This is a genomic window from Thiococcus pfennigii, assembly GCF_016583835.1.
GTDB classification, from domain to species: Bacteria; Pseudomonadota; Gammaproteobacteria; order Chromatiales; family Chromatiaceae; genus Thiococcus; species Thiococcus pfennigii.
The window spans coordinates 50,786-74,006 of the sequence record NZ_NRRW01000013.1; the positions used below are offsets into that span (position 1 = coordinate 50,786).

General features: G+C 66.9%; 22 protein-coding genes and 1 pseudogene. 15 read left to right on the top strand and 8 right to left on the bottom strand.

Going from position 1 to position 23,221, the window contains the following annotated elements; all coding sequences use genetic code 11:
• Positions 1–28: 28 nt before the first annotated feature.
• A complete protein-coding gene (locus CKO41_RS06540; protein WP_200381628.1) occupies positions 29–691 on the bottom strand; it encodes a sulfotransferase family 2 domain-containing protein in 663 nt (220 codons plus the stop codon).
• Positions 692–799: 108 nt separating this feature from the next.
• On the opposite strand from CKO41_RS06540, the gene CKO41_RS06545 reads away from it, so the two are divergent.
• From CKO41_RS06545 to CKO41_RS06555, 3 genes are all read left to right on the top strand, one after another.
• Positions 800–1,300: a hypothetical protein gene (locus CKO41_RS06545; RefSeq protein WP_200250346.1), complete on the top strand. Its 501-nt coding sequence runs from the start codon at positions 800–802 to the stop codon at positions 1,298–1,300.
• A gap of 72 nt (positions 1,301–1,372) precedes the next feature.
• A complete protein-coding gene (locus CKO41_RS06550) occupies positions 1,373–2,089 on the top strand; it encodes an SDR family oxidoreductase (RefSeq protein WP_200381616.1) in 717 nt (238 codons plus the stop codon).
• 26 nt (positions 2,090–2,115) lie between these two features.
• Positions 2,116–2,928, top strand: coding sequence for a methyltransferase domain-containing protein (locus CKO41_RS06555; RefSeq protein WP_200381617.1), 813 nt, complete (start codon positions 2,116–2,118; stop codon positions 2,926–2,928).
• A 21-nt stretch (positions 2,929–2,949) separates the two neighbouring features.
• Here CKO41_RS06555 and CKO41_RS06560 read toward each other — a convergent pair whose 3' ends face one another.
• Positions 2,950–3,297 carry a hypothetical protein gene (locus CKO41_RS06560; protein ID WP_200381618.1) on the bottom strand — a complete coding sequence of 116 codons (348 nt, stop codon included), beginning with the start codon at positions 3,295–3,297 and terminating at the stop codon, positions 2,950–2,952.
• A gap of 408 nt (positions 3,298–3,705) precedes the next feature.
• On the opposite strand from CKO41_RS06560, the gene CKO41_RS06565 reads away from it, so the two are divergent.
• From CKO41_RS06565 to rfaH, 4 genes are all read left to right on the top strand, one after another.
• A complete protein-coding gene (locus tag CKO41_RS06565) occupies positions 3,706–4,236 on the top strand; it encodes a Slp family lipoprotein (protein ID WP_200249167.1) in 531 nt (176 codons plus the stop codon).
• Between the two features lie 6 nt (positions 4,237–4,242).
• Positions 4,243–4,818, top strand: a complete 576-nt coding sequence (locus tag CKO41_RS06570) for a Slp family lipoprotein (protein WP_200381619.1) — start codon at positions 4,243–4,245, stop codon at positions 4,816–4,818.
• 15 nt (positions 4,819–4,833) lie between these two features.
• Positions 4,834–6,120, top strand: coding sequence for a phosphoserine phosphatase SerB (serB, locus tag CKO41_RS06575; protein ID WP_200381620.1), 1,287 nt, complete (start codon positions 4,834–4,836; stop codon positions 6,118–6,120).
• Between the two features lie 277 nt (positions 6,121–6,397).
• A complete protein-coding gene (gene rfaH / locus CKO41_RS06580) occupies positions 6,398–6,925 on the top strand; it encodes a transcription/translation regulatory transformer protein RfaH (protein WP_200249180.1) in 528 nt (175 codons plus the stop codon).
• Positions 6,926–6,951: 26 nt separating this feature from the next.
• On the opposite strand, the gene CKO41_RS06585 is transcribed toward rfaH, so the two are convergent.
• Positions 6,952–7,497, bottom strand: a complete 546-nt coding sequence (locus CKO41_RS06585; RefSeq protein WP_200249183.1) for an Lcl C-terminal domain-containing protein — start codon at positions 7,495–7,497, stop codon at positions 6,952–6,954.
• A 153-nt stretch (positions 7,498–7,650) separates the two neighbouring features.
• Here CKO41_RS06585 and CKO41_RS06590 point away from each other — a divergent pair, with 153 nt between their 5' ends.
• On the top strand, positions 7,651–9,054 hold the full coding sequence (locus CKO41_RS06590) for an SMP-30/gluconolactonase/LRE family protein (protein ID WP_200381621.1): 1,404 nt from the start codon (positions 7,651–7,653) through the stop codon (positions 9,052–9,054).
• Positions 9,055–9,510: 456 nt separating this feature from the next.
• Here CKO41_RS06590 and fdxB read toward each other — a convergent pair whose 3' ends face one another.
• The 5 genes from fdxB to nifE form a co-directional block, all read right to left on the bottom strand.
• Positions 9,511–9,819 (bottom strand): ferredoxin III, nif-specific, encoded by a 309-nt coding sequence (gene fdxB / locus CKO41_RS06595; protein WP_200249187.1) that lies wholly within the window; start codon positions 9,817–9,819, stop codon positions 9,511–9,513.
• Positions 9,820–9,878: 59 nt separating this feature from the next.
• The gene (locus CKO41_RS06600; protein ID WP_200249189.1) at positions 9,879–10,352 is read right to left on the bottom strand and encodes a NifX-associated nitrogen fixation protein; all 474 of its coding nucleotides are present in this window, start codon (positions 10,350–10,352) and stop codon (positions 9,879–9,881) included.
• 105 nt (positions 10,353–10,457) lie between these two features.
• Positions 10,458–10,943, bottom strand: a complete 486-nt coding sequence (locus CKO41_RS06605; RefSeq protein ID WP_200249191.1) for a NifB/NifX family molybdenum-iron cluster-binding protein — start codon at positions 10,941–10,943, stop codon at positions 10,458–10,460.
• A 45-nt stretch (positions 10,944–10,988) separates the two neighbouring features.
• Positions 10,989–12,374 carry a nitrogenase iron-molybdenum cofactor biosynthesis protein NifN gene (gene nifN / locus CKO41_RS06610; RefSeq protein WP_200381622.1) on the bottom strand — a complete coding sequence of 462 codons (1,386 nt, stop codon included), beginning with the start codon at positions 12,372–12,374 and terminating at the stop codon, positions 10,989–10,991.
• 3 nt (positions 12,375–12,377) lie between these two features.
• Positions 12,378–13,808 (bottom strand): nitrogenase iron-molybdenum cofactor biosynthesis protein NifE, encoded by a 1,431-nt coding sequence (gene nifE / locus CKO41_RS06615; RefSeq protein WP_200381623.1) that lies wholly within the window; start codon positions 13,806–13,808, stop codon positions 12,378–12,380.
• A gap of 632 nt (positions 13,809–14,440) precedes the next feature.
• On the opposite strand from nifE, the gene CKO41_RS06620 reads away from it, so the two are divergent.
• The 7 genes and pseudogenes from CKO41_RS06620 to CKO41_RS06650 all read left to right on the top strand — a co-directional run bounded on the left by CKO41_RS06620 (position 14,441) and on the right by CKO41_RS06650 (position 23,221).
• Positions 14,441–14,893: a lasso peptide biosynthesis B2 protein gene (locus CKO41_RS06620; RefSeq protein ID WP_200249212.1), complete on the top strand. Its 453-nt coding sequence runs from the start codon at positions 14,441–14,443 to the stop codon at positions 14,891–14,893.
• Positions 14,890–16,845, top strand: a complete 1,956-nt coding sequence (locus tag CKO41_RS06625) for a lasso peptide isopeptide bond-forming cyclase (RefSeq protein ID WP_200381624.1) — start codon at positions 14,890–14,892, stop codon at positions 16,843–16,845. The genes CKO41_RS06620 and CKO41_RS06625 overlap by 4 nt, the downstream gene beginning before the upstream one ends.
• An 87-nt stretch (positions 16,846–16,932) precedes the next feature.
• The gene (locus CKO41_RS06630; protein WP_200249224.1) at positions 16,933–17,118 is read left to right on the top strand and encodes a lasso RiPP family leader peptide-containing protein; all 186 of its coding nucleotides are present in this window, start codon (positions 16,933–16,935) and stop codon (positions 17,116–17,118) included.
• Between the two features lie 1,044 nt (positions 17,119–18,162).
• Positions 18,163–19,104: a hypothetical protein gene (locus CKO41_RS06635; protein WP_207143822.1), complete on the top strand. Its 942-nt coding sequence runs from the start codon at positions 18,163–18,165 to the stop codon at positions 19,102–19,104.
• 7 nt (positions 19,105–19,111) lie between these two features.
• Positions 19,112–19,429: a PqqD family protein gene (locus tag CKO41_RS06640; protein WP_200249236.1), complete on the top strand. Its 318-nt coding sequence runs from the start codon at positions 19,112–19,114 to the stop codon at positions 19,427–19,429.
• A gap of 1,548 nt (positions 19,430–20,977) precedes the next feature.
• Positions 20,978–21,586 (top strand): annotated as a pseudogene (locus CKO41_RS19105) (ATP-binding cassette domain-containing protein); the annotation flags it as partial.
• 393 nt (positions 21,587–21,979) lie between these two features.
• The gene (locus CKO41_RS06650; RefSeq protein ID WP_200381625.1) at positions 21,980–23,221 is read left to right on the top strand and encodes a nucleotidyltransferase domain-containing protein; all 1,242 of its coding nucleotides are present in this window, start codon (positions 21,980–21,982) and stop codon (positions 23,219–23,221) included.

Sequence of the window (23,221 nt, forward strand, 5' to 3'; positions counted from 1 at the left end):
TCCGGCTCGAACAAGGGTCGAAGTGGGCTCAATCGGGGTCGAATCGGTAGTCGAGCAGCGCGACGTCGCGGGCGAAGTGCCGGGCGACCAGCTCGGCCGTCTCCTCGTCGTAGTAGGCGCGGTAGTCGCGCCGGCGATCGGTCGCCTGACGGCGGTGCGGCAGCGGTGGCGGGGCGATCCCGATGTGGCCGCAGGCCGTCGCGAAGTCCTCGACGAGGCGCTCGTAGCGGCCGATGAAGTCGACGACGACGCGCCCATGCAGGTCGATCAGATAGTCCGATTGCAGCTCGATCGAGGTATCCAGGTGATACTGATATGGGCGCTGCGGGTCGAGCTTCCAGCGCAGGAAATCGGCGAACTCCGTGTGTCCGCCGAGGAACTGGGGGCGCTCACGACGGATGTGGTGGAACGAACTGACCTGCAGATCCCACGGGTTGCGCACGAACGCGAACTTGAACAGCGACGCGAAGACCTCGTGGGGCAGGAGCTCCTTCGCCGCGATCACCTTCGCGTGGCGCGGCAGCTTGACCGCCAGGCGATGGCCGCTCAGGTGGCTGAAGCGGTTGCACAGATAGATCGGCAGCGCCCAGGGGTCGCGCCAGCGCTGGCGCTGCAACGCGGCGCGCACGCTCGTGCCGCCGGTCTTGGCGATGTGGACGAAAAGGAATTTATACTTGGGCGAGAGCAGCATGGGGTGCCATTCTATCAGCATCGCCGGGCCGCGACGGCCGCGGCGGGATCGTTGCGGGCCGAGCCCACTCGGACCGGGCCCATTTCGGGGACGCTTGCGAGGGAAGCGATGAACAGGATCACAGCGTTTGCGGGCGCCGCCGCGCTCCTGGCCGGCGGCTGCACGACGGTCGAGCCGATGGATTACGCGAGGACGCTCTGCGAGACGGTGCCGCGCGCGGAGTTCAGCACCTGTGCGAGCCGCGTGCTCGACCACTACCGCGCCTCGGCCCGGATGACGGACACGCCGTTCGGCTACAGCACCTCCGGCCCGTTCGCGATGGTCATCGCCGACCAGCTCTACCTCGGGCGCTATCGCTCCGACCCGTTCGCGGCGGCCTTCGAGGCGGCCCACGACGGCGAGGTCTGCCGCGGCCACTACGACGCCGGCGCCGGCTCGTTCGACGCGATCCTCGCCGTGCGCTGCGACGACGGGCGCACCGGCACCGCCGACCTCGTCCTCGACCAGGGCGGGCGCAACGGCATCGGCACCGTCCAATTCGACGATGGCACCAGGGGACGGATCGTCTTCGGCCATGGGGCCGCCGGCGCGGCGCCGTCGGGGGCCTGATCCGTCATCGCTTCACGGCGCCGCGGGCGTCACGGGGCGGCCGGCGCGGCGCCCCTCGCAGAGGAGATCGACATGTCGAACCTTCCCGTCGCCGTCGTCACCGGGGCCTACCGCGGGATCGGCCTCGCGACCTGCCGGGCGCTGGCCGAGCGCGGCTACGCCGTCGTCCTCACCGCGCGGCGCGAGGCGCCCGGTCGCGAGGCGGCCGAGGCCCTGCGGCGCGCCGGCCACGCGGCAATCCACTTCCAGCCGCTCGATGTCACCGACGGGGCCTCGATCGAGCGCCTGGCGCGCTTCATCGAGGAGACCTTCGGGCGGCTCGACTGCCTGGTCAACAACGCCGGCATCTTCCCCGACCCGGACCCGGCGTCCGAGGCGGCCAGCATCTTCGCGGCCGATGCCGAGGCGCTGCGGACCGGCTTCGAGACCAATACGATCGCACCGCTGCGCCTCTGCCAGGCGCTGATCCCGCTGATGCGGGGCGAGGGGCGGGTCGTCAACGTCAGCTCCGGGATGGGCCAGCTCCAGGAGATGAACGGCCGCTGCCCGGGCTATCGGCTGTCGAAGACCGCCCTCAACGCCGTCACGCGCATCTTCGCCGACGAGCTGCGCGGCACCGGGGTCAAGGTCAACTCGGTCTGTCCGGGCTGGGTGCGCACCGAGATGGGCGGCGCCGAGGCGCCCCGCTCGCCGGAGGAGGGCGCCCGCGGCATCGTCTGGGCCGCGACACTACCGGCCGACGGACCGAGCGGCGGCTTCTTCCGCGACGGCGAGCCGATCTCCTGGTAGCGACTGGTGGCGACGCGCACCGCCTCGTGACATCGGACTACATCCACGGCTACTCGCGCCGCGAGCAGCAGCGGCTCGTCGCCCAGGCGCGGGTGCTGGCGCCGCACGTCTTCGCCGGGCTCGACCTGGGCACGGGCGGGCGGCTGCTCGAGATCGGCTGCGGGGTCGGCGCCGAGCTCGACCTGATCCACCGCCAATGGCCGGGCCTGACCCTGACCGGCATCGACCGCAGCGCCCACCACCTGGCCGCCGCGCACGATCGGCTGGCGTCCGCGATCGCCGAGGACCGGGTGCGGCTCGTGCATGGCAAGGCCGAGCGGCTGCCGTTCGCCACCGGCTGCTTCGATCGGGTCATGACCGTCTGGCTGCTCGAACACGTCGCCGACCCGACCCGAGTCCTCGCCGAGGCCCTGCGGGTGCTCGCCCCCGACGGCGAACTGATCTGCACCGAGGTCGACAACCGCTGCTTCGGCTTCACCCCGGCACGACCGGCGATCGCCGCCTGGTGGCGGTACCTCAACGCCTGCCAGGCAGACGCCGGCGGCCACCCCTTCATCGGCGGGCACCTGTACCGGATCGCCAAGGACCTGGGGGCGCGCCGGATCGCCACCGAGACGATCGCCGTCATCGCCAGCCAACTCGACCCGGCGCGGCGGGCGCTCCAACTCGACTACCTCGAAGACCTGCTCCTCTCGGCGGCGCCGAGCCTGGCGGCGGCCCAACTGGTCGGGGGGGGCGACATCGCCGCGCTGAAGGCCGACTTCGCCGCGGCCCGCGCCGACGAGACGATCGAGTTCCGCTACTTCGCGGTGCGCCTGCGCTGCCAGACGCCGCGGTGACCGATCCGGCGGCGACGCCCGCTACGAATGATCGAAGCTCAAGGCGTCCAGGAACCGGCTGCGATAGGCGGCGGAGGCAAAGGCCTGCGCGACGTCGCGCAGCACCTGGACCCGGATCTCGCGGGTGCCCCAGACGCCCTCCTTGCGCAGCGTGAAGATCTCGGCGGCCCCACCGCAGACCAGCTCGCGGCCGCTCAGCCGATAGCCGGCCCCTTGGAGGGCGCCAAGCGTGCTCGTCAGTTCGGCGACAGGCCGGGGATTGGCGGCCGGCAGCTCGCCATGGACGGCCCGGGCGTCCAGATAGGCGGAGAAGACGGGTGCGCTGAAGGCGATCAGCAGGATCGCGGACAAGGACAGTCGATGACGCATCGGTGGACCCCCATATCAGGTCATGTCGGCAGGCGACGGAGGCGCGCAGGACGGTCTCCCGGCCCCCGGCTCGTCGGGCGATGGCATCGTGCTGACGACCTCGACGACGCGTGGCTGGCACGCACCGCCGAGGCGATTGGCTGGATCGGCCCCTGTCGGGATTATATGCAAATACGACTTGTTCGCGCTAAGCTATGCGAGGGGCGGTCGGGTCGCGGCGTGTAGAATTGGCCGAGCCGGCCCAGGCGGTCGTCGGGGCGCCGCCTTGAACGGGCCGCGAGCGGCGAAACAGGCCCCTGCCGGAGCCGAACCGGCAGCGGCGCCCGGGCCGTTCCCGGGATGCGGGCCGCCTCGCCCCGAGGCCCCGAGGGGGCCACCGGCGAGCTTCGACAGCGCAAGGGCGACATCATGCGATCCATCTCTGTCTCTTCTGTGTTGGCCGTGCTGCTGGCGCTCACCGGCTGCGCGACCGGGGTGCCGGAGGCGATCCGCCAGGCCCCACCCACCCAGGTCGCCGTCGCCGATGTCCAGCGCGAGGCACCCCGGTTCATTGGCCAGACGGTGCGTTGGGGCGGGAGCATCCTCGCCGTGCACAACCGCGCGCAGGTCACCGAGATCGAGCTGCTCGCCCGCCCGCTCGGCGTCGCCGGCGAACCCGACGCGCAGGCCACGGGTAGCGGGCGCTTCCTCGCCGAGATCCCGGGCTTCCTCGACCCGGCCGAATACCCGGAGGGCCGGCGGCTGACCGTGAGCGGCCGGCTCGTCCGGACCGAGACCCGCCCGGTCGGCGACTACCCCTACGCCTATCCGGTCGTCGCGACCGAGAGCTGGCACCTCTGGCCCGAACCGCCGGAGGCGCGCGACATCCCCTACTACGGCTATCCCTGGTACGACCGCTGGTACCCCTACCGACCCTGGCATTATCCCTACCCCTGGTGAACCTCGATGATCCGTGAACCGATCCCGCGCCCGATAAGGACCCCGGCGAGCTGGGCGGCCGCGACCGCGCTAGCGCTGGCGGCCCTGACGGGCCTGACCGGGTGCGCGACCACCGGCGACTGCCCGGAGGCGATCGGCAGCCGGGACCTCACGCCAGCGGCCATCGCCGCCACCGGGGCGAGCGCCCACACGGGGCGGCTCGTGCAGTGGGGGGGCGTGCTGATCGAGGCGCGCAACCGCCGCGAACGCACCGAACTGGAGGTGCTCGGCTATCCGCTCGATGGCTGCGGTCGACCGCGGGTGCAGGCCGAGTCGGTGGGGCGCTTCCTGATCGTCAGACCTGGCTACCTGGAGACCGCCGAGCTACGGCCCGGGCGCCTGGTCACGGCCAGCGGGTGCCTCCTCGGGAGCGAGGCCGCACGCGTCGGCGAGGTCCCCTACCCGCTCCCGATGCTGGAGAGCTTCAAGCCCCATCTCTGGCCGGCCGAGCCGACCGGCGGCCCGGCCATGCGGCCGTGGGTGACGATCGGCATCGGCGGCGGCAGCGGCGGGGTCGGCGGTGGCGTCGGCGTCGCCTTCTGAGTCACAATCGGCGGCATGAGCGAGATTGTTCTGATCAATGTCACGGGCCCCGATCGGCCCGGAATCACGGCGGGCCTGACCGGCGTCTTGGGGCGCTACGGCATCCCGATCCTCGATATCGGCCAGTCCGTGATCCACGACACGCTGGCCCTCGGACTGCTGGTCGAACTGCCCGACGACTCGGCCTCGTGCGCCCTGTTCAAGGACCTGCTCTTCACCGGGCACGGCCTGGGGCTGACGCTGCGCTTCTCGCCGATCCCGGCCCCCGACTACGAGGCCTGGGTGCAGGAGCAGGGCCAGCCCCGGCATATCCTGACCCTGCTCGGCTGGGAGATCAGCGCCCGGCACCTGGCGGCGGTCGCCGGAGTCGTCGCCGAGTACGGCCTCAACATCGACCAGATCACGCGCCTCACAGGGCGCATCTCGCGCGTGGCGCAAGCGCCGCGCCGGCCGGCCTCGGTGCAGCTCTCGCTACGCGGCCGCGTCGCCGACCTCGCGGCCCTGCACGGCGCCTTTCTGCGCCTCGGGCAGGCCCACGGCGTCGACATCGCGATCCAGGAGGACGACATCTTCCGGCGCAACCGCCGACTCGTCTGTTTCGACATGGACTCGACACTGATCCAGGCCGAGGTCATCGACGAGTTGGCCGCCGCGGCCGGGGTCGGCGAGCAGGTGGCCGCGATCACGGCCGCGGCGATGCGCGGCGAGCTCGACTTCGAGGCGAGCTTCCGCGAGCGTCTGGCCCTGCTGCGTGGACTCGACGAGCGGGTCCTAGCCGACATCGCCGCGCGGCTGCCGATCACGCCCGGGGCCGACCGGCTGATCGCAGCCCTCAAGCAGCTCGGCTACCGGGTCGCGATCCTCTCGGGGGGCTTCCGCTACTTCGCCGAGCACCTCCAGCGCCGCTTCGGCATCGACTATGTCCATGCCAACGAGCTGGAGATCCGCGCCGGGCGACTGACCGGCGAGGTCGCGGGCGAGATCGTCGACGGCCGGCGCAAGGCGGAGCTGCTGCGCGAGATCGCCGCGCGCGAGGGGATCCGCCTCGAGCAGGTGATCGCCGTCGGCGACGGCGCCAACGACCTGCCGATGCTCGCGATCGCCGGCCTCGGGATCGCCTTCCATGCGAAGCCCGTGGTCCAGGAGCAGGCGCGACACTCGATCGCGAACGTCGGCCTCGACGGCATCCTCTACCTGCTCGGCATGCGGGATCGGGACATGGCGGACCTGGCCGCGGCCCTCGACCGATCGACGACGAAGCGACCCCGACCCACCACGGAGGCGCCCGGCCGCGCGCCGTGAGGGGCGGGGCCGCGCGAACCGTGCGCCGGATTCCGAAATCCAGCAGCCGCCGGCCGACCTCGTGGCCGAGACCTTGCTTCGAGACGCTTGTCGAGCTAGGTTGGTCGATGTGCGTTCAGATGCTGAACGGACCGACCTCGACCGGCTGACAACGATTCGAGAATTAGCGGTACGGCTAGGCCACGATGCTGGGTTACGCTGCGCCCACTCGACGAAGGCAACGGTTAGCTCGGAACCCTGAACGCCCTTTTCCGCAGATGCAGAAGGGATTTCGCCGATGACCCCAGACCCCTCCCTCGGCCCGGAGCCCATCGAGCCGGCGGCGCGCTGGTATCTCGTCCAGACGCGCCCCCGCCAGGCCGATCGCGCCGAGGCGAATCTCGCCCTCCAGGGCTACAGCGTCTTCCACCCCCGGGTCGTCGTCGAGGGCATCCGCCGCGGCCGGCGCGTCCCGCGCGAGGAGTCGCTGTTCCCGAACTACCTCTTCATCCACCTGCGCCGCTGGGTCGACAACTGGTATCCGCTGCGCTCGACGCGCGGCGTCGCACGCCTGGTCTCGTTCGGCGACGAGCCGCTTCCGGTCGCCGACACCCTCATCGACGAGATCCACCGCCGCCTCGAGGGCCAGCCGATCAGGCCGACCTTCGAGCCCGGCGAGGCCATCGAGATCGTCGAGGGACCGCTGCGCGGCCTCGACGCCATCTTTCAGTGTCACAAGGGCGCCGACCGGGTCCTGCTCCTGATCGACATGCTCCACCGCCAGGTCACGCTGACCCTGCCGGTGGCGAACGTGCGCCGCGCCTGATCTCACCCCTGGGCTCCCCCCTGGGCTCACCCGGGCGGGTCCGCGTCGCGCACCAGCCGGATGTGGAAAAAGCCGTAGTCCTTCGGGCTGTACCCGGCCTTGCCGGCGTTGAAGTAGACGGCCCAGGCGAGGCGCTCGAAGTACTCGAAGGGTGTGGCCGACCAGTAGGCGTAGGCCGGCGTGGCCGGGAACTGCGTCAGATCGATGGCCGGCCCCGTACAGCCCGGCGCGACGAGCGTGAGCAGCTCCTCGCGCGCCGGCAAGCGCCAGTCGTCGTGACCGGCGAAGCGCGCCGCGGCCGCCCAGTCCAACGCCTGCGGCCAGTTGTAGACGGCCGCCGGCCCGGCGCAACCGCCGCTGTCGGCCGCCCAAGCCTGGCCCTCGCTGCAACGCTTCCATTGCAGGCCGCGCGCCTCGTCGACAAGGGTCCCGTCGCCGGGATCGAGGAGGCGCCCATCAGCGGGCGCGGCGCGCTCGCAGGGCCGTTCCGCGTGGGCCGCGGCGAGGCCCGCCAGCGACAATAGAAGGATCAGGACAGCACGCACGAGCGCAAGACCGAACCAGGACGACATCTCTCCCTCCTCTCGGCTTGGCGGGCCGCGACGGGCCGCGCGTGGCTCGGATATACGCCCGCGCGCGACGATTGCAACCCCGCTGCGACCCACGGTGCACCGGCCGACGGCGCGAGTTACCATGTCCGCCAATCCAAGCTCGAGGAGCGCGCCATGTCAGATCCGAATACCGCATGGGTCGCCATCATCATGGGTGTGCCGGGCTCCGGCAGGTCGACCGTCGGCCGGCTCCTGGCCGCGGAGCTCGGCTGGGCGTTCGTCGAGGGCGATGACTGCCAACCGCCCGAGAACCGCGCCAAGCTCGAGCGCGGCGAGTCCCTCGACGAGGAGGCGCGCCGCCCTTGGATCGAGGCGCTGCGCGCCCGCATCGCCGCCCATTTGAGCGCCGGCACACCGGCCGTCGTCGCCTGCGCGGCGCTCTCCCCGGTGCAGCGCGAACGGCTGCGCGTCGATCCGCAACGGGTACGCCTGATCCTGCTCCAGGAGGAGATGGCCATGATCGCCGGGCGACTGAGGACCCGCCGCGACCAGCCCGCGACCAGCGGGGCGCCGGACGGCGGGTTCGCGGCCCTGGCCCAGGACATGCCGGACGATGCTCTGGTCGTCGACGTCGGGGCGACGCCCGATGCGATCGTGCGCATCGTCCGCCGCTGGCTGTTCGCCGGCACCGCCGGGGAGGCCGGCGCCGACCGCCCCCCGGTCGGCAAGATCGCCGGCCCCGACACCGACATCCGCCTCGACGGCCTGATCTTCCCCGAGACGCCCCGCTGGCACGAGGGCCGGCTGTGGCTGACCGACCGCTACGCCCAACGCGTGTTGACGCTGTCGCCGCGCGACATCGTCGAGACGATCCTGGAGATGGACGACCGCCCCGGCGGACTCGGCTGGCTGCCGGACGGCACCCTGCTCGTGATCGCCATCGAGACGCGGCGCATCTACCGGCTCGTCGCCGGGCGGCTCGAGCTGCACGCGGACCTCAGCGACATGCTCGGCTGGCCGTGCAACGACATGCTGGTCGACCAGGCGGGGCGCGCCTATGTCGGCAACTATGGCTACGACGTCGAGGGCGGCGCGCCGCTGGTCTCGACCAAGCTGGTCCGCGTCGATCCCAACGGCCGCGCGATGACGGTCGGCGGCCCCGTAATCTTCCCCAACGGCACCGCGCTGACGGCCGACGGGCGCACGATGCTCGTCGCCGAGACCTTCGCGAACCGGCTGAGCGCCTTTCGGGTGACCGCCGAGGGCGGCCTGGAGGGACACCGCACCTGGGCCGAGGTCCAGCCGGCGACCCCGGACGGGATCTGCCTCGACAGCGAGGGAGCGGTCTGGGCAGCGAGCCCGCGCACGCACGAGGTCCTGCGGATCCTGGAGGGCGGCGAGATCGCGGCCCGCCTGCGCCCGCACGGGATCCCCTATGCCTGCGTCCTCGGCGGGACCGATCGGCGCACCCTCTTCATCTGCACCGCCGAGACCTCGGAGCCCGAGGCGGCGATGCGCTCGCCGAGCGGGCGCATCGAGACCATCCGGGTCGCGGTGCCCGGCGCCGGCCAACCCTGATCGCATCCAGGCTCCGAGCCTCGTAGGGTCCGCTGCGCGGACCCTACGGCTCATCGTCCTGGAATCTCCGCCCGGTCGTCTAGGCCGCGAGGCCCGTAGGTCGGGTTAGCCCCCCGCGGGGGCGTAACCCGACGGCCGACACCGTGGCGCCCGCCGAGGCCCCTGTCGGGTTACGGCGCGCGCAATCCTTTGTTTTTACGAGGACCGCCGTGCCAGCGCGCCTAACCCGACCTACGGGCCGTGCCATCGGCGCGGGCGACGCCGGCGGATCAGAACGGATCCGCCGTGCATTCCCGAGACCGCACGCTGCGGCCTGCAACCCTCGCGTGGTAGGAGCCCGCTTGCGGGCGATCCTCGCCGCCGCGCGCGGGCTGCTCGCCCGCAAGCGGGCCCCTACGGTGCTCGGATCCTTAGGGTGACATGAAAGAGCGGCCTCGGTAGTTCCGAAGCGAGACACTAGGCGGCGAGCGAATGCGGCGCGTGCGACAGACAGCCCTTCGGGCAGACACGCGAGCAGGCCTCGCAACCGATGCAGTCCATCGCATCCTTCAGCGTCATGACCATGCTGGTGTCGTCCGAAAAGCCGTCGTCGTCATCGTCGAAGTCGTCGAGATCCAGGTCCTCGCGATCGACCAACTCGAAGACCTCGCGCGGGCAGACCTTGTAGCAGCGACCGCAGCCGAGGCAGTGGCTGTGGTCCAAGGCGGTGACGAAGGACGGCGTCCATTCGGTGCCACCGCGGGTGATACCGGTGATCGGGCTCATGATCGTTTACCTCGCTATCGGCTGGGTGCGCCGCCGGCGGCGACGCGTGACTTGGGTCATCAGAGACCGGCCACCTGCGGATGGGCGCCGATGATCTCCAGGGCCACCGAGAGGAGCTTGTCGGCCTCGTCCTTCATCTTCGAGGCGCTCGCGAAGCCGAAGCGGTGCACGTCGCGCAGCGCGCGGTCCATGACCACCAGCTTGCCGACGATCATCAGGGCGCGACCGAAGCCCTCGTGGCTCAGGCTGATGACCGGCGTGGCCCGCAGGCCGCACTCCTGCTCGATCTGCGCCGCGATGGCGTTGTAGAAGGCGTGGACACGCGCGACGACGATCTCGTCCGGGTCCCCGACCAGCGGCAGCGCGCGCAGGCGCTCCTTGGTGAGGATGAAGGGATCGAGGATCTTGGCGGTCGGCCATTTGTCGTAGCTGCCGTAGGCGTCGATCGCGCGCATCTGGCGCACGAGTTCGATCGCGAAGCTGGACTGAAGGACCGGATCCCCGTCGGCGATGGCCAGTGGTTCGTCTTGCATCGGTGAAGCCCCTGCTCTGTCAGAATTCGAAAAGGCCCAGGCCCTGCCGGGTGCCGTCGATCGGGCCGGTCACGCGGCCCCGCCTGCGCGATCGGCCGTCGTGCGTCATTCCGACCAGCCGTCGGCCTCCATCGCGTCGAAGCGCGCGGCGGACTTCGGCTCGCGCTGCGCCAGGGCCCGCGCCAGCCAGGCGCTTGGCCCCGCGCGCAACTCGGTGCGCAGCTCCGTGAGGAGCTGCGGCACCGAGGTGCCGGCGGCGACCTTGATCGGCTGGATGCCGCGCCCGAGCAACTGGGCGATGGCCGAGGCCCCGACGGCCAGGCAGTAGACGGCGACGCAGCCCTCGAGGGCGGCGAGGCGGGCGGCGAGCTTGTCCTCGTTGCCGTCCATCGCCGGGGCCTCGAACTGGGCCACCTCCAGGAGCCCGCACCGCTCGGCGTCGAGGTGGTAGATCGCGAAGGCGGTCGCGGCGCCGAAGTGCTGGTCGACCCGCTTCATGTCGCTGCTGGCGAAGGCGACCCGCACGCGCTGGCGATGCGCCTCGGCCGCCCCGCCACCGCTCAAGACCTTGAGCCTGCGCTCCAATGCCATCTCATGCTCCGGTGTCTGGACTCACGTCTGGGTTCTCGTCTGGGCTCAGGCGACCGCCGCCCGCTCTTCGGCCGGCCACTGCTTGAGGCGTGAGCGGTATGGATGGAGCTCGCCGCGCCCCTGGGCCAGGATCAGGTTGGCGAGGTCGAACAGGGTCTGGCGGGTCCCCCGGTAGCCGACCCAGGTGCGCTGGTAGCCGCCGATCTGGTCGTATTGCGGGAAGCCCGCCCGCAGCAGCGGCACGCCGAGGCGCGCGGCGCTGTCGGCGCCGTGGGAGTTGCAGATCAGGAGCTCGGCGCCCCGCTCGGTCGCAATCCGCTCCAGGTCCTCCAGGTCGCCGATCTTGACCCGGTCGCAGACCACCTGCTGGAGCGTCGCGGCGTTGATCGGCGCGACCGCGGCGACCGTCTCGGCGCCCAGGCCGGCGAGCAGTTGGCTGAAGGCGACCAGGAGGTCCGGGTCGGCGGCGATCGCCACACGGGCCATGCCGATCATGAAGTGGGTGTCGAGCATCGCGTCCTGGAGCTGGGCGCGCTGGCGCTCGAGGCGCTCGGGCACCGGCCGCTCGGCGATCTCGGCCAGCGTCGCGACGAAGGCATCGACCGCGTCGAGGCCCATCAGGTGGGCGAAGCGATGGTCCGGCACGCCGGTGCGCTCGACGAGGGCGTCGGCCGCCGCCGCCATCGACCCGCCGATGACGAGCGTGGCACAGGCATCGCCGAGGGACGCGAGCTCCGCGACCGGCGTCCCGCCGACGGTCAGCGGGCTGTAGTCGGTTTCGACCAGGTGGCCGTCGAGCGAATCGGAGAGGTCCGGCACCACCTGCGGGCGCAGGCCGAAGGCCTCGATCATCTCCTTGACGGCCTCCAGGTCGCCGGGCGTCAGGTGCGAGCCGGCCAGGACGTTAACCTGGCGGCGGCGCCGCCCGGGGCGCGTGCCGGCGATTGCCGCCGGCGGCACCAGGGTCTCGATGATGGCCTGGGTCGCGGCGGCGAAGCCCGTCTCCAGGCAGCCCTTGTAGTCGGGGGTCGCGACCGGGACGACGGCGGTGCCGGCGTACTGCGGATACTGCTGGCGAAACTCCTTGACGGCCCGCTCGATGTCGGCGCCCTGCGTCTCGGCGAGGCCCGTCGTCGGTAGGCCGATCAGGTCCGGCGCGCTCTTCTCGCAGATCGTCTTCAGCCCCTCGACGATGCTCTCGTCGGCGCCCATGACCGAGCTGATCTGGTCCATCGCCGTGGTCTGCAACGGGATCGGCTCGGCGAAGTGGCCGACGAAGTAGATCTTGGCGAAGGCGCTGCACCCCTGTGAGCCGTGCATCATCGGGATCGCCCGGCGCACGCCGAGGAAGGCCAGCGCTGCGCCGACGGTCTGGCTCGCCTTCAACGGGCTGACGGCCAGGGCCTTGTTGCGCTTGATGATCTCCGGCATGGCTCAGGCCTCCTCGGTGGTCGGCTGGGTGATCGCCTGGGGGATCGGCTGGGGCGCGGCGGACCGCCACGGGGCCGGACGGCGGGCCGCGGCCCAGACCGGGCTCTCGATGGTCTGGCAGAGTTGGCGCGCCAGCTCCAGCATGCCGGCGTAGCCGGCGTAGGCGAACTCGCGCTCCTGGTTGATGTGCAGGAAGGGCACACGGGCCTTGATCGCCGTGTACATGTTGCGGCCGCCGGCGATCAGCACATCGGCACCACGGTCGGCCACCAGGTCGAGCAGGCCTCGCGGGTTGCCGTCCTCGATCATGGTCGCGTCCTCGCCCATCAGCGCGCGGATGCGCGCCTTGTCGTCCTCGGTCGACTTGCGGGTACCGGTCGCGACGACCTCCATGCCGAGGTCCTGGAGCGCCGCGATCACCGACCAGGACTTCACCCCGCCCGTGTACAGCAGGGCCTTGCGCCCGCGCAGACGCTCGCGCCAGGGGGCGAGCTCGGTGTCGATCGCCGCCTCCTCGCGGGCGATCAGGGCCTCGGTGCGCGCGGTGAGGTCGGGATCCGCGATCAGGCGGGCGAAGTCGCGCAGCGCCTGGGAGACGTCGCGCACGCCGTAGAAGCTGCCCTCGAACCAGGGCGTGCCGTAGGCCTCCTGGAGCTTGCGGGCGACGTTGATCATGGCCTTCGAGCAGACCATCATGTTGACCTCGGCGCGGTGCATCGTCTGCACCTCGCGGTAGCGGGCATCGCCCGACAGCGCGCAGAGGACCCGCAGGCCGAGTTCGTCGAAGAGCGGCATCATGTGCCACAGCTCGCCGGCGATGTTGTACTCGCCGATCAGGTTCACGTCGTGGACGCGAAAGCCCTCGCGCTCGACCCCGGGCGGCAGCGGATCGGGCTCGCGGGTGCCGCAGACGTGGCGGACCATGGTCTCGCCGGCGATGCGATTGCCGAGGTTCTTGGTGCCGTAGAAGCCGGCCGCGTCGACCGGCACGACCGGGGTGCCCCAGCGCGCCTGGGCGGCCTTGCAGACGGCCTCGACATCATCGCCGGTCAGGGCCGGGACGCAGGTGTTGTAGACGAAGACCGCCGGGGGGCGGTAGCTGTCGATCGCCTGCTTGATCGCGTGGAAGAGCCGCTTCTCGCTGCGGCCCATGATCACGTCCTGCTCGGTCAGGTCCGTGGTCAGACCGAGACGATAGAGGCTCGGCCCGCTCGAGCGGCTGCCGCGGTTGTCCCAGGAACTGCCGGCGCAGGCGATAGAACCGTGTACGATGTGGGCGACGTCGACGATCGGCAGCAGCGCGATCTGGGCGCCGTCGAACGAACAGCCGCCCGCGGTCGCACCCGGCTTGAGGCGGGCGCACCCCGACTTGCCCTTGTCGTTGTGGACACAGGCCGGCTCGTCGAGCAGCGCGGCGATGTCTTTGGCTTTCATGACGGCTCCTGAGAACGAGGCTACGGAGCCATCTAATGCAAGGTCTGTGCCGGCGCTAACGCATTGGCGCGAAATGGATCGAGACGCTCCACCCTGTCGCAAAGCCGACAATCATCCTCGGTTGGCGGGTTCGAGACAGGGCGCCGCGGTGCAGCGAATCCGAGCCAGCGGACGCGCACAGGGTGCCGGGCGACGCGCGCCACGACGAGGACAAGACCTAGCGTGACTCGAAACCTCGCGCAGCGGGCCCAAAGGCCGCGCCGACCCTTGCGGCCGGCGCCGGGACAGGGCGAGCGGCGGACGACTGTCCGCCCCGCAGGGCCTTGTTCATAACTCCGGCCACCGAGCGGGCCTTCTGGCCACAAAGCCATGATAAGCTATAAATATTAGTGGTTTGCGTGGCCGCTCCGATGTCATGGGGGGCCTTGGCCGGAATTATGAGCAAGGCCGCGCTGCAGCCGGATGCGGTCCGCCGCTCGCCCCCAGGGCTCCTCCGACTGGTCGAGCGAACGAGGCGCCCCGTTGCAAAGAGCCCTACCAGCGTCCATCATAGTCTTGCCGTAGTGTCCGTGCTGTACGTCACAATATTTCCGCCGAACCGCTGGCATCCAAGCAGCGAGACAGGAGAGTCCGTGGACCGCCTACGCAAATTTATGCTGCTCGACGGGAAGGACAAACGGCTGTACCTGTCTGTCATCCTGTCTCTGTTGGCGACGAAAGCAGCCCTTCGTTTCGTTTCCCCGAAGCGTCTACGCGCATGGCTCGTGCCGGGCGCGAGAGGCGCAGACAGGATCGATACGACAGCAGACCCCGGCGAACTGGAACGACTCACGCTCGCGATCGAGCGGAGCGGCCGCTTGCTCGCACGCGCTGGAATACACTGCCTACCCCAGGCGTTGGTTGGCTACCAGTTGCTGCGTCGAAAAGGCTTCGGCGTAGAACTCAAGATCGGCGTGCGCAAGGATGCTCACGACCGACTCGTAGCGCATGCATGGCTCGTGCACGAGGGCGACGTCGTGCTAGGCGGGCTAGACAAGCTGCCCCTATTCACCCCCTTCCCGTGGCCCGAAGGACTGCCCCGATGAGCGGCATCGCCGGCCTTCTGGGACTGGACGGCCGCCCCGCCACGCCACCCGAGATCGGAGGAATGGTGCACGAGATCGCGCATCGCGGCCCAGACCGCACGTCGACCTGGGCTGACGGCCCGGTCGGTCTCGGCCATTGCATGCTACACACCACCCCGGAGTCCATTGAGGAATACCTGCCACTAGAAATCGACGGTCTAGTGATCACCGCCGATGCCCGGATCGACAACCGAGAGGACCTGATACAGGCACTCGCGCTAGGCGATTGCCCACGCACCGATCTGACCGACAGCAGAATCATAGTCGCCGCCTACGCCAAATGGGGCGAGCATTGCGCGGGGCGACTCCTAGGCGACTTCTGCTTCGCACTATGGGACAAGCGCAGATCGACCCTCTTCTGCGCCCGAGATCCATTTGGCGTGCGGCCCTTCTACTACTATTACGCGCCCAGACGTCTTTTCGCCTTCGCGTCCGAGATCAAGGCCCTCTTCCGCCTTCCCGACGTGCCGCGCCGCATCAACGAACAACGGATCGGCGACTATCTTGCGATTCTCCCCGGCGACAAGGTCGCCACCTTCTATGAGGGTATCTCGCGGCTTGCGCCCGCCCATGCCGCCACCTTGGGCCCACATGGCCTGTCCATACGTCAGTACTGGTCGGTCGATCCCGATCACGAAGTTCGACTGAATGGCACTGGCGACTATGGCAGCGCCTACCGGAGGATCTTCGACGAGGCGGTTCGCTGCCGCCTACGCAGTGCCTTTCCAGTAGGCTCGGCCTTGAGCGGGGGCCTAGATTCTTCGGCAATCGTCTGCGTCGCACGCGATCATCTCGGGCCCGGCGAGGCCCGAAGGCTCCGAACCTTCTCTGGCGTATTCGATGAGGTGAAGGCCAGCGACGAACGAAAATACATCGACTTCGTCATCCAACAAGGGGCCGTTGACCCGCACTACATCTCCGCTGATGCGATCAGCCCCCTGGTCGATCTCAGTCGGGTCCTCTGGCACACGGAAGAACCTGTCTGGACGCCCAACCTTTTCCTGCATTGGGGCCTGTATCGTAGCGCGAGAGACAGCGGCGTTCGCATCTTCCTGGATGGCTTCCTGGGCGACAACATCGTCGGCCACGGATGGGACCACCTGCGGGACTTGGCCTTCGCTTGGCGCTGGCCCCGACTCCTCAGAGAACTGAAGGCCGTCGCCAAGAGGAAACCGGAATACTCTTACCCGAGCATGGTATGGGATTATTTCCGGCACATCAGCCTTGATCGGTTTGCACCGCAGGCGGCCCGGACCCTCCGCCGCATCGGCTCTGACAAACAGCCGCAGGGGCAGGATCTTCCGTCGATCATCGATCCAGACTTCGCAAGACGCATCGGCCTCGCCGAGCGACGGACGACAATGTTGCCGCAACCCCCAGCGCCGCCGAACGCAGCCCGCAAGCGCCTCCACCAAGACATCACCGCCGGGGAGGTTGCGCTTGGTCTGGAAACGGCCAACAAGCTTGCCGCGAGCTTTTCCATCGATGACCGCTACCCTTTCTCAGACCGAAGGCTCGCAGAGTTCTCGATGGCGATTCCTGCCGAGCAGCGCGTTCACGATGGATTTTCGCGCATGATCGTCCGGCGCGCACTGCAAGGCCAACTGCCGGATCAGGTCTGCTGGCGGAGCGACAAGGGCAACCTGGCGCACAACCTTCAGGCCAGCCTGCTAAAATATGAAGGTCCCCTGCTCGATGATCTCTTCACCAACGAGCGGCAGACGCTAGGATGCTATCTGGATCTGGAGAGGCTGGACAGGGTCTACGGCCGCTACAAGCGCGAGCAGCGGAGCGCCCAACTGCACGAAATCTGGGCGGCCGCAAATCTCGCGGCGTGGCTGCGGCAACACCCCGCGCTGACGCCATCGCCTCGCAGTGCTCAACAACGAACCACGGAGGTATCTAACACCTGAGATGACCCGATGACCGGGCTCCCGCCGGATCGCCGGTTGGATGTCCGACTGGACAGATCAGACTCAACGCGTTTCGAGGTAATGACGATGGATGCGAAAAAGACCTATGCTCCACCAAGACTGATCACGCACGGCGACGTCCGCGAGATTACGCGCGGCAGCAGACTCGCGATCAGCGACTCCTGGTTCGGCACCGACGGCAATGACGGATTGTTGGGGCCGAAGTGCGACCCGGATTCCGACTTTCTGGCCTGCACGGCCGACGGTTCCTGACCCCGCCGACCGCGTGGTAGGACCGCGCTGAGACGTGGCGTGCCGCGACTCAACATCGCCCCGGCCCTGGGTGCTGGGGGTGGCTACCGCCCCGTGTCTGTCACGACCGACGACTAGGGTGCCCTCGCGGCACCCTAGTACAGGGCCGATCGTCTCCACCCAGCGGATCCGCAGGGGAGGCCGATCGATACCGGGCTTGCGTCGTTAGTCCGCTCGGCACCCGAAAAGCCGACGTGGGGGACCTTCGTGGCTAGACAGGGCCCGACCCCCAACTGCAGGGAGGGCGTGACTCCGTGATCCAGCGCGGCAAGAATGGCCACAAATACCTGTTTTATTTAGAAAAATAATCAGCCGCGATATTTTTTCAAACTTTAGAACGGACAGCTATACTACTCCCGCGCAACCCGGCGGTTTCTTGTCGCCGAAATCGGTAGACGGTACGCCAACAATCAACCGTCTATCGAGCGCTTCAGCTTGACTAGCGCGAGCGGAAACCCGTAATTAATTGATTTATAATCATTTATTTTCCGAAAAGCTGGAAGATGAAGAAAAGTCTAGCCTCATAATTCTTAGCGCTTTTTGGACTTTTGGGTAATGGCCCGACCGCTCGCCCCCCCGATGGGGCGGCCCCAGCACAAGATGAGGGGCCGTTCTCCGGCAACGCCTGGGGCTAGGCTACGTTCCTTCCAAAAGCAAAAGCTTTGTTTTTGTCATTGAAACGGGTGGAAAATCGCGGGGCACGTCATATTTTGGCCATCCGCCGAGGCCATCTCGAAAATATCCATAATTGCCCCCGCACTGAGAACATACATCATGTCCGGGTCGCGTCTCGATATCGGGTTGCGATGCGTCAACCCGGTTTACGATTGCATCCGTTACTCTTGAATTCACACCACCATTCCGAGTGATAAGGCGGAATCTCCCAGCGCCCGTGCGCGGCCGCGCCACCTCCGGGCCGGGACACGCGCCAACGCCCGTCGACGAACTCCATCCCGCGCGTCGTCGCGGCGTGGGCTTGGCTTCGCAAGCGACAGGTATAGCTGATTGTTTCAGTACAACGCCTATGGTCTAGCGATCGGGTCCGACCTCGCCCTGCCGGCTCCCCCGTCCAACGCCGGCTCAGTCGATGTCCACATCCGTGTCATCGGAGCGAGCCCGAGCCCCACGCAACGCTCGCCGATACGCTGCGTGTCCGCGTCTGCCAGCGCCACAGAATTGTACTGGGGCGGAGTCGGCAGGCTCCTTATCGAGAACGGCACCCTGATTCAGGTCGTGCCAGACCCCCATGCCGAGGAACGCGCACTGCAACTCTTCGTGGCAGGGGCCGGCCTGGGCGTCCTGCTTAGCCAACGGAGGCTCTTGGTCCTGCACGCAAGCGCCGTTTCCGTACACGGCTCGGCGGTCGCGTTCGCTGGCGGGAAAGGCGCAGGCAAGTCGACGACGACCGCGGTTCTTTGTCGGGGCGCTAACGAGCTACTCGCGGATGAGTTGCTCGTCATCGCATTCGACCCGTCGCAAGGGCCCGTCGTGCTACCCGGACTGGCCCAGTTGCGTCTCTGGCACGACGCGCTCCTTGCGAGCGGCTACGACCGCCGAACAGCAAAACAGGTGCGCACCGGCATCGACAAATACGCAGTGGATGCCGCCAACATCGCGCCCTCTCCGACGCCGCTCCGCCATGTCTTTCTTCTCGACAGCGGCGCGAAAATCGGCGTCGAGCGCCTTTCCCGACCGGAGGCCTTTCTCGGGCTGATTGGGCACATCTACGTCCATCGCTTCGGCGGTGAATTCCTGAAGCGCACCGGAGCCGCCGCACCACTGCAACAGCTCGGGTCGTTACTCGAATTTGCCGAGCCCAGACGCCTCACGCGAACCAATGATCTCGGAGTACTTCCCGACTTGATGGCGCTCGTCCACAAGACCATCCAGTCTCCAGAAAATTTGGGATCTTGCCCCGAGACGCCGGCTCAAGCAACTGCGGGATGAATCCACGATGGACTTAGAAGTGCACGCGAATTCAGTATTTGTCGCAAGTTCCGACCTCGTATCGGCAGATCTGTCGACCGAGGCAGAGAGCGCCGTAGTGATCCTAGCCCTAGACGGCGGCGTCTATTACGAACTCAACGATGTCGGCACACGGATTTGGCAACTCTTGCAGTCTCCACGCCCCCTTGCCGAGCTTGTGGCAGCCATTCTCGCTGAGTACGATGTCGACTCGGCACGTTGCGAACACGACATTCGAGCGCTGATAGCGGATTTGATCGCTAACGGGCTCGTGGAGACTCGCCCCGGCGTCATGAGCCCTGACTGAGAACAATTCGCGAATGGACGGCGCAACTCGGCCATCGATGCCGGGCGAGGCAGCGCCAACGTGCAGGTAGGCGCCGCGCAGCCCGACAAAGAGAATTGGGTCTTTCCCGGTACACCGGCGAATGCACCGATTATTATCAGGTCGGCACTCACGGAACCTCACGGGCGGCGACCCTCGAATGAGGCCGCTTAGAAACGAAGGAAGCAGCTTGCGACGACGAATAACTACGGAGCACGCGGAAGGCACGCAACCTGGACCATCTTTGACCAACCACCTTGGAACAACCTGTCAGCCGTGCCTATTTCCGATGGCTTTCGGCGCTCCCATCCCTGGATCGCGCAGGCACATGTCATCATACGTTGTATTCACGTACTTCCATCGTAGTATGCTCGGCCCCCGGGTGCCCCCGGGTGCAGCCGGGAACTTTCGCGCGGCCACGCCAACTCCTACTTCTGCGCTACGCGCCCCCCCGGCCATGAATCGCTGGGAGCAGACCGCGCGCTTCTGCCGAGAGACACCGTGACATCCCTCGACGGCCTTCGAATCTTTAGGGCTCTCGCCTTCGTTTGGCATGCAGCTGCGTCCTGGACTGCCCTCAGCCTCACCTTGCTCTTGGCGCTCAGCCTTCTGCCCCTCGCGACTCTCTACGTCTTCAAGCTGCTTATCGATTACCTAACGGCAAGCGATCCATCCGCGGGTCCACACAACATCGAATTCGGGTATGTCCTTGCCTTGCTCGGTGGTGCCTATGGCCTGATCGTCCTCGGAAGTCTTGCCGGCGTACTGCTGAAACATGCCAACGCGGTCCAAGGCTATCTCGTCGCCGATCACATGCAGAAACTCGTCCAGGCCAAGTCCATCGAGTTGGACTTGGCCTATTATGAAAGCCCCCTCGCCTCCGACAGGCTGTATCGGGCACAGCGAGAAGCCTTATCGAGACCCCTGGAGATCGTTCGAAGCCTCACAGGCCTGGGTCGTAACGGACTTACGCTCCTCGCTTCCCTGGCAGTGCTTGCGACTTTTCACTGGGTTATCGCGATCGTGGTGCTGGCCGCTTCCGCTCCCGCGCTTTTCTATCGCCTAAGATACGCGAATGACCTTTACTCGCTGCAGAAGCACACGACCGAAAGGCAACGCGCCGCCGCCTACATTCATCGCATACTCACCTCCTCAGAGTACGCGAAAGAGGTGCGATGCTTCGGGTTCGGCCCCTACCTGGCCGATCGCTTCACGGAAATCCGACAACGACTGCGACGTGCGCTACGCGAACTGTCTGCGCGCGGCTCCCAACGAGAGTTCGTTACGGAGTCGGCCGCCGCACTCGCAGGATTCGCCTCGCTGGCGACCATCATCCATGCGGCGGTCCAGCGAACCATCTCCCTGGGTGAACTCGTGATGTATGTTGGCGCCTTTCAGGTCGCTGGCGCAGCCTTGCGCCCGACGTTGAGCTCCCTCGCTGCGCTCTACGAGAACAACCTTTTCCTGGGAACGCTCTATGAGTTCTTGGACTTTCCGGCCAAGGTACGCACTTGCCCAGAGCCGAGAACGATGCCGCGCCCGTGGAAAACCGGGTTGCGCGTCAACGGCCTCGTGTTCCAGTATCCCGGCACACAGAAAACGGTTCTTAACGACTTGGACTTCGAGATTGCCCCGGGGGAGATCGTGGCCCTCGTCGGACTCAACGGATCAGGAAAATCGACCATCGCGAAGCTCCTCTGCCGCCTTTACGATCCTGATGGTGGAGAGATTACGATAGACGGCATCGATCTACGCCATTTCCCAGTCGAGGACCTGCGCCGCGAAGTCAGTGTCATTTATCAGGACTTCGGGAGATACCACTTTACCGCCGCGGAGAATATTCACCTGGGACGTCCGGACAGCCCGTTAGGCGATCCCCTCATCCAACGGGCCGCACAGTGGTCTGGCGTCCACTCCGACCTGACGCAGCTACCCAAAGGCTACGAAACCGAAATGAGTCGTGCCTTTACCGATGGCGGCGAACTCAGTATCGGCCAATGGCAAAAGCTGGCCTTAGCTCGAGCGTTCTACCGCGATGCCCAGCTGATCCTGCTCGACGAGCCGACCAGCTCGCTCGATCCTGCCGCCGAATACGAATTCTTCGAGCGTTTTTCCGAACTCGCGAGAGGCCGCTCAGCACTGATCATCAGTCACCGGTTTTCAACCGTGGGGCTGGCGGACCGGATTTACGTCCTCGACGCTGGGAGGATCGTGGAGCGAGGAACTCATGCCGAGCTCCTCGCCCAGGATGGACACTATGCGCATCTCTACCGTCAACAAGCGTTCTACTATCAGGACCCGCCTCCATCCCGCGCAGCCCGCACGCAACAACGCTCTTCTATCTAGCAAACGGACTAGCCGTCGTATTAATCGCTGGTCACACCTACCCTACATTATTGCCCTCCTAGATTGGTGACGAACACAGAAAACCGGTCCGCCTGCCACCCGGAGAAGCCAGCACCAAAGCCGAGAGTCTTTCCGGCTGCCAAGCACCAGCGTCTCCTGGCGGATCCGAGCCGGATTGGAGGATTGATGCTCAAACAGATTGCGGAAGAGGCGACTGGCCCCTGCTGCTCCGGCTCCCTGCGCGCCGAGCACCAGCTTATCCTTTGTTGTGCGCGCACGTCACTGGAGGCTGCGCACCGCGAGCGCGCCAGACAGATCGCACAGCAGCGAATGGACTGGGACTACCTACTACAGCGCGCACTCCACCACAAGGTCCTGCCCCTTTTGAGCATTAATCTGCAGGAACATTGCCTGGACCTGCTTCCAAGCGGATATTGCGCACGTCTACAGCGCCTATATAAAGCAAACGCCGCCAACGCTCTCCTGCTGACTGCGCACCTGCACCGACTCTGTCACACCCTCAATAAGAGCGGCATTCGAAGCATAACCTACAAGGGGCCGACGCTGGCTTATCAAGCGTATGGCGATATTGGCTATCGTCAATTTAATGATCTGGATCTACTCGTCCGCCGGTCAGACTACAATCGCTCGAAGAGAGCTTTGTGCAAATGTGGGTTCGAACTGATTGTCGAGTACGACTGGGAATGTACGTTTCGCCACAAGAACAGCGGAATTCACGTGGACCTTCACCGAAGCCTTACGCCGGATTGGTTCGCCGTCCACCTCGACTTCGAAGCCGTTTCTCGCCGACTTAAATTTCTGGCCGTTGGCGGTAACGGCATGTGGATGCCGTGCCCGGAAGACATGTTAACTATTCTCGCGATCCAGTTAGCGAAAGATGCCTGGGCGCATGAGTATAAGCCGGTTCAACTTGGTAAGGCTTGCGACCTCGCTGAACTCTTACGCAGGCATCCGGACATGAACTGGGATCAGATTCGCCGCGACAGCAGCCGCCTTGGATATCAGGGTATCCTTGCGGTTGGAGTTCATGTAGCCCATCGCGTACTCGGAGCGGCCTTGCCGCCTCTTAAACTCGCCGGCGTGCGGTCCGCCGACACGGAGATCCTTGTGCGCGATGTATCGTCGAAGCTGATGAATCTGGGTGACGCGACTCATGGAGCGCATCTTTCGCAGGAGCGCTTCCATTTTAAGATCCGCGAGCGCTGGCGCGACAGGCTTCAACCATATGTCCTCAATTTCCGAAAACGGCTGCCGCCGAACCGAAGGGATTACGAGTTCATCCGGCTTCCCGACGAGGTGGCGATCGTCTACTGGGTGGTTCGGCCGATACGGCTGCTACGGGATTACGGCGTGCGTGCGATCAGCGTTATCAAAGCCAATTATCGCGACTGGGGACGGAGGTCTTGA

What these genes read in the sequence shown, in the direction of transcription:
- CKO41_RS06540 (WP_200381628.1), bottom strand. Translation starts at nt 691, where the DNA reads ATGCTGCTCTCGCCCAAGTATAAATTCCTTTTCGTCCACATCGCCAAG.
- CKO41_RS06545 (WP_200250346.1), top strand. Translation starts at nt 800, where the DNA reads ATGAACAGGATCACAGCGTTTGCGGGCGCCGCCGCGCTCCTGGCCGGC.
- CKO41_RS06550 (WP_200381616.1), top strand. Translation starts at nt 1,373, where the DNA reads ATGTCGAACCTTCCCGTCGCCGTCGTCACCGGGGCCTACCGCGGGATC.
- CKO41_RS06560 (WP_200381618.1), bottom strand. Translation starts at nt 3,297, where the DNA reads ATGCGTCATCGACTGTCCTTGTCCGCGATCCTGCTGATCGCCTTCAGC.
- CKO41_RS06565 (WP_200249167.1), top strand. Translation starts at nt 3,706, where the DNA reads ATGCGATCCATCTCTGTCTCTTCTGTGTTGGCCGTGCTGCTGGCGCTC.
- CKO41_RS06570 (WP_200381619.1), top strand. Translation starts at nt 4,243, where the DNA reads ATGATCCGTGAACCGATCCCGCGCCCGATAAGGACCCCGGCGAGCTGG.
- serB (WP_200381620.1), top strand. Translation starts at nt 4,834, where the DNA reads ATGAGCGAGATTGTTCTGATCAATGTCACGGGCCCCGATCGGCCCGGA.
- rfaH (WP_200249180.1), top strand. Translation starts at nt 6,398, where the DNA reads ATGACCCCAGACCCCTCCCTCGGCCCGGAGCCCATCGAGCCGGCGGCG.
- CKO41_RS06585 (WP_200249183.1), bottom strand. Translation starts at nt 7,497, where the DNA reads ATGTCGTCCTGGTTCGGTCTTGCGCTCGTGCGTGCTGTCCTGATCCTT.
- CKO41_RS06590 (WP_200381621.1), top strand. Translation starts at nt 7,651, where the DNA reads ATGTCAGATCCGAATACCGCATGGGTCGCCATCATCATGGGTGTGCCG.
- fdxB (WP_200249187.1), bottom strand. Translation starts at nt 9,819, where the DNA reads ATGAGCCCGATCACCGGTATCACCCGCGGTGGCACCGAATGGACGCCG.
- CKO41_RS06600 (WP_200249189.1), bottom strand. Translation starts at nt 10,352, where the DNA reads ATGCAAGACGAACCACTGGCCATCGCCGACGGGGATCCGGTCCTTCAG.
- CKO41_RS06605 (WP_200249191.1), bottom strand. Translation starts at nt 10,943, where the DNA reads ATGGCATTGGAGCGCAGGCTCAAGGTCTTGAGCGGTGGCGGGGCGGCC.
- nifN (WP_200381622.1), bottom strand. Translation starts at nt 12,374, where the DNA reads ATGCCGGAGATCATCAAGCGCAACAAGGCCCTGGCCGTCAGCCCGTTG.
- nifE (WP_200381623.1), bottom strand. Translation starts at nt 13,808, where the DNA reads ATGAAAGCCAAAGACATCGCCGCGCTGCTCGACGAGCCGGCCTGTGTC.
- CKO41_RS06625 (WP_200381624.1), top strand. Translation starts at nt 14,890, where the DNA reads ATGAGCGGCATCGCCGGCCTTCTGGGACTGGACGGCCGCCCCGCCACG.
- CKO41_RS06630 (WP_200249224.1), top strand. Translation starts at nt 16,933, where the DNA reads ATGGATGCGAAAAAGACCTATGCTCCACCAAGACTGATCACGCACGGC.
- CKO41_RS06640 (WP_200249236.1), top strand. Translation starts at nt 19,112, where the DNA reads ATGGACTTAGAAGTGCACGCGAATTCAGTATTTGTCGCAAGTTCCGAC.
- CKO41_RS06650 (WP_200381625.1), top strand. Translation starts at nt 21,980, where the DNA reads ATGCTCAAACAGATTGCGGAAGAGGCGACTGGCCCCTGCTGCTCCGGC.